Below are 4728 nucleotides of genomic sequence, written 5' to 3' on the forward strand. Positions count from 1 at the left end.
TCCGTATTTTATAAGGCGGAATACCTTGTAGATACATTGTGACAGCTTCAATTTGTACTTCTTTTGAAAACATAGTAAAACCCCGTAAGTTTTGGAAATTACTCCAACTTACGGGGTTCAGTTCACACCTAATTTTAGGTGGAGCCTTATTTTTTATATATAGAAGGGATATTTTATAGTGCTCAGGCGTAGGTCACTTTTTTTAGCCGAAATGACTTCGCCATCTAAATGACTATACTCTTTTGTCTCAGATTTTAATCCAATCCGCGCTGATTTCAAGTGATGTACCTCCGAATATCGATAATGGTTACCTCTTAACAAGGCACCAATCAACCAAATTAAACGACCTAAGCTTTTCGGATGATCCACTAAAATAATGTCAAAAAGGCCATCAACTGAACTAGCACCAGGCAGTATTTTAATTCCCCCACCAAAATACGGTTGATTCGACACTGTTATTAAAAAGGCATTATTGGTACAATAACTTTCCTTTTGATCTTGTAACATCACTTCAGCATCAAAAGCATCTTGTTGCTTCAAGCTTTGAAAAATGGCTAAAAAATAACTGAAGCCACCTATATGATATCGATTCAACCACCGCTTAATTTTTGATTGATTAGCAAAGGCAACAGTCGTGGCGTCGATGCCAATACCAAGATTGTTGACAAAATAGGTAACCTCACTAGTTTGTTCATCAAGACATTTGCCAATATCTAACAATGTTGTGTTATTTTGATCTATTTGATGGTTAATTCTTTTAAACGCTTGAATTGGATCATCTGATAATTGATGGCTTCTAGCAAAATCGTTACCAGATCCAGCCGAAATGTAAGCAATCGGCATAGCTTGGTTTGGTGTCTCATTTTTTAGCAAACCATTCAACGCTTCATGGAGTGTCCCATCGCCGCCAATAATAATCACCGACGCTTGATCATATATACTTTGAGATATTTGATCTTCAACAGCTCCTGGACCATCAGAATAAAACACACGGTAAGCAATTGATTGTTCATTTAAATATCTTTGTAACTTTCGCCATTTCTGTTTCGCAACACCATTACCAGCAATTGGATTAATAAAAAAACTATATGCCATTTTGACAGTCACCTCTTCATATAATCGTTAACTATCAGTATACCGATGTAAATAAACTTTTCCCATAACACGCTTATTTTTTATTAATTCCCCAATATTCGGCTTTATAGGCATCACGTGCCTGCTTTTCTTCTGCGTAGGTCTCAGCATGTTTTTTATAAAACTGTTGGTGCTCATCTTCAGCATCCCAGAAAACGCCTGCTTTTTCAATTTTCGTGACAATCGAATCATCCCCAAAAATACCTGATGCTGCCAAAGCTTCTTTAGATTGTTTAGCAATCTTTTCTTGTTCTTCAGAATTTACAAAAATAACTGGTCGGTAATTATCACCACGATCTTGAAACTGACCCATAGCATCTGTGGGATCAGCTGTTTGCCAATATAAATCAACAAGATTTTTATAAGTAACGACATCATTATCAAACCACACTTTAACTGCTTCAGTGTGCCCTGTTTTATGGGCCTTTACTTGTTCGTAAGTTGGATTATCTAAAAATCCGCCAGTATATCCTGAACGAACTTTTAAAATACCGGGAAGCGTTTCGAATGGTTCAACCATGCACCAAAAACATCCTCCTGCAAAAATTGCTGTCTCTTCAGCCATAACTATATCTCCTTATTTAAGTTTAATATCCCAAGCTGCCTTTTCAGCCGAACCATATAAATCTTTCATATGTGCTTTTGTCTTATCTGTTTGATAAGTTTTTACAACTTGACGATATATCTTTTTATTCTGCTTATCTTTTCGTGAAACAATAATATTAATATAACCCTTATTCGCCTTATTAACTGGCTCTGTATATAACGCTTTATCAATATCTAACTTTGCATCCAATGCATAATTCGTATTGACCACACCAGCATCAACTCCTTTTAGTGCAGATGCCGTTTGTTCAGAATTAACTTCTTTTACCTTAAAATTCTTCTTATTGGTTGTAATATCCTTAACACCAGGCACTTTCTTATCATGATCATATTTAATTAATTTTGCAGACTCTAAGACATCTAGTGCTCTTTTTTCGTTAGAACCATCATTTGGTACAATAATGGTTGCATTTTTAGGCAAATCATCTAAGGTTTTGTATTTTTCAGAATAAATTCTAATTGGCGTTACATAAGTTTTACCAATTGGCACGAGCTTTTTACCTAAATGTTTATTTTGTTCCTTAAAATAATCAATTGTTTGCATAGCATTTAAATCAATTGATTTATCTACCAATGCTTGATTAGGTTTTACATAGTCAGTAAATACCTTTAATTTAACATTAATATTATATTTCTTAGCTGCATCTTTTTTAACATATTCCCAAAGCTGTCGATCAGAGTCCCCTACAAGTCCAACTGTGACAGTTTTATTCTTACTATTTGCTGGCACTTCTTGGCTAACTGTACTTGTCACCAACACAGATACACTTAATGCACCAACAATTGTTGATACAAGCCGTATTTTTCTTGTATTCATATTTTTTCCCTCCATAAAAAAAGCCGCTCCTAGGACCTAAACCTAGAAACGACTACTCGTGTTACCATTCTAATTTTTTCTAATGATTACTCAATAAAAACTCTGAACGTGCAAACAGGGTGCGAAATGATGCATTGCTTATACGTGTGTCTAATAACGAAGACCATCCCGTGTACTATTCATGAACTTGTCATTTATAATACCCAATCACAGGCCATTTTCCATCATATTCCTCAGACTGCTTTGCAGCTAACCGCAGCTCTCTATACATCAGATTATCATGTACTTTCCTGATCAACTTGTTTAAAAATGTTTCTCTTATGAAATATATATTAGATGATTCTAATTTTTAAGTCAATAGTTTTATAAATCTTACACTAATCATCACTGTCATTGACGGCTTGCAAAGCCGTCGCACCAACAAAATTTATCGGCTGTGTAAAGTTGGGTTGGAAAAAGAAGTCAGCCATTACCAGATCATCAATCGTCATATTATTTTGAATTGCCAAAGAAACAACGTTAGCAGCTTGGGAAATGTCATGTTTTGACATAAATGCCGCACCAACGATACGCCGTGTTTTCTTTTCCCAAGTTAAGATTGATAACACTGGTGTGGTTGATAACATAAATTCAGGTCGATAATTCTCTTCGTAGATTGTTTCCTCAACTGCCAAACCACGTTGTTCTGCGCTTGCTTTATTCAAACCAGTTGCTGACATGGCAAATCCATACAATTCAACAGCTGACGTACCCTGAGTACCACTATAAGGTAAATGATGACCATCAATATTCTTACCAACTAACATACCTTGACGAATCGCATTTGTAGCTAGTGGTAAATAATCATATTCGTGTGTTGGATTGTAATAAACCGTCGTTGCATCTCCAGCAGCATAAACATCAGGTACACTGGTTTCCATATATTCATTAGTAATGATAGCTCCATTATTGAGCATATCAACCTGCCCAGCAAACAATTGTGTATTAGGCAAAAATCCAATACCTAAAACAGCAATATCGGCCTCATAACTACCTTTATCCGTATTGACCCGAATACCCCCATCAGGCAAATCCTCGAATGAGGTCACCTTCTGGTTTAGTGCCAACTTCACACCATGTTTTTGAAATGATTGCGCCAACCGATCTGAAATTGCCGGGCTAAAGTTTTTCGGCAACACCCGATCAAATCCGTCAATTAAAGTCACCTTTTTGTCTGTCACCGAAAACTGCTCGGCAATTTCAGCACCAATGTAGCCAGCACCAATCACAACCGCACGTTTCACTTCACCAGCAACAACTTTCATTTTTTGAGCATCTTCCCATGACTTAACCATATAGATACGATCACTGTTGATGCCGCTAATATTAGGAATTAACGATTTTGATCCGGTCGTGATAACAATTTTGTCAAATGTTTCTGAAAACAGTTCTCCAGTTAACAGATTTTTAGCCTGCACAGATTTTTCAGCTAAATTCACTGCAACCACTTCATGTTGCATCTTCATAATGATACCTTTATCTGTCATCGTCGCTGGTGTTTCATAGAACATACGTTGTTCGTCAGAAACATGGTCACCTAACCACAGTGCGATACCACATGATAAAAACGAGACGGTTGTATGTTGCTCGAATACCGTTACTTCGGCATCTGGATGTTGTTGTTTAACTTGAATCGCTGAAAATGTACCTGCATGAGTGCTACCAATAATTGCAACTTTCATTATACCTTCACCAAAAATCCTCTCATAGACGGCTTACTACAAAATTAACATCTTATTCACAAATTAAAAATACTGCTAAATTAACATTTATTAGCTAAAAAATCTTCTAGTAGCATTTGTAAGTTACTTATTTCACAATTAATATTGTAACTTATTTCACAATAAAGTCAATAAAAATTCAAATTTAGACCACAAAAAAACCATGGCAATTATAAAGGCTCTATACTTTCTAGCGTGAAACTAAAAATTTCACGCTTTTTATTTCGCCTTTTTCACAAACAAAAAGACACCAATAAGATACCGGCGTAAAATGTAATCGACGAAAAAAAAACAGATACGAGGTATTTATTGATGTCCATTAATGATTCTATCCTAAATTCAGTTGGTTTAACAGACAAAAATATTAAATTTATAATTTCTGAAGATGGTAATTTCAATGAGTTAGTCCCT

4 protein-coding genes and 1 other annotated feature are annotated in these 4728 nt (G+C 35.6%); all 4 genes read right to left on the minus strand.

Annotated features, from left to right (window positions below):
• Nucleotides 1–153 precede the first annotated feature (153 nt).
• Complete coding sequence (locus NGR58_RS09905) at nucleotides 154–1095, minus strand: diacylglycerol/lipid kinase family protein (RefSeq protein WP_258089333.1); 942 nt, start codon at nucleotides 1093–1095, stop codon at nucleotides 154–156.
• A gap of 73 nt (nucleotides 1096–1168) precedes the next feature.
• Entirely contained in the window at nucleotides 1169–1699 is a 531-nt protein-coding gene (gene msrA / locus NGR58_RS09910; protein ID WP_258089334.1) for a peptide-methionine (S)-S-oxide reductase MsrA, read from the minus strand.
• A 12-nt stretch (nucleotides 1700–1711) separates the two neighbouring features.
• Nucleotides 1712–2557, minus strand: a complete 846-nt coding sequence (locus NGR58_RS09915) for a MetQ/NlpA family ABC transporter substrate-binding protein (RefSeq protein WP_258089335.1) — start codon at nucleotides 2555–2557, stop codon at nucleotides 1712–1714.
• Between the two features lie 41 nt (nucleotides 2558–2598).
• Nucleotides 2599–2864, minus strand: a binding site (T-box leader).
• A 70-nt stretch (nucleotides 2865–2934) separates the two neighbouring features.
• Nucleotides 2935–4278 (minus strand): FAD-dependent oxidoreductase, encoded by a 1344-nt coding sequence (locus NGR58_RS09920; protein WP_258089336.1) that lies wholly within the window; start codon nucleotides 4276–4278, stop codon nucleotides 2935–2937.
• Between the last annotated feature and the right edge of the window lie 450 nt (nucleotides 4279–4728).

Origin of the sequence: Weissella fangxianensis, assembly GCF_024718545.1 — a bacterium.
Lineage (GTDB): Bacteria > Bacillota > Bacilli > Lactobacillales > Lactobacillaceae > Weissella > Weissella fangxianensis.

Coding starts and splice junctions, on each gene's coding strand:
- NGR58_RS09905 (WP_258089333.1), bottom strand. CDS start 1,095: ATGGCATATAGTTTTTTTATTAATCCAATTGCTGGTAATGGTGTTGCG.
- msrA (WP_258089334.1), bottom strand. CDS start 1,699: ATGGCTGAAGAGACAGCAATTTTTGCAGGAGGATGTTTTTGGTGCATG.
- NGR58_RS09915 (WP_258089335.1), bottom strand. CDS start 2,557: ATGAATACAAGAAAAATACGGCTTGTATCAACAATTGTTGGTGCATTA.
- NGR58_RS09920 (WP_258089336.1), bottom strand. CDS start 4,278: ATGAAAGTTGCAATTATTGGTAGCACTCATGCAGGTACATTTTCAGCG.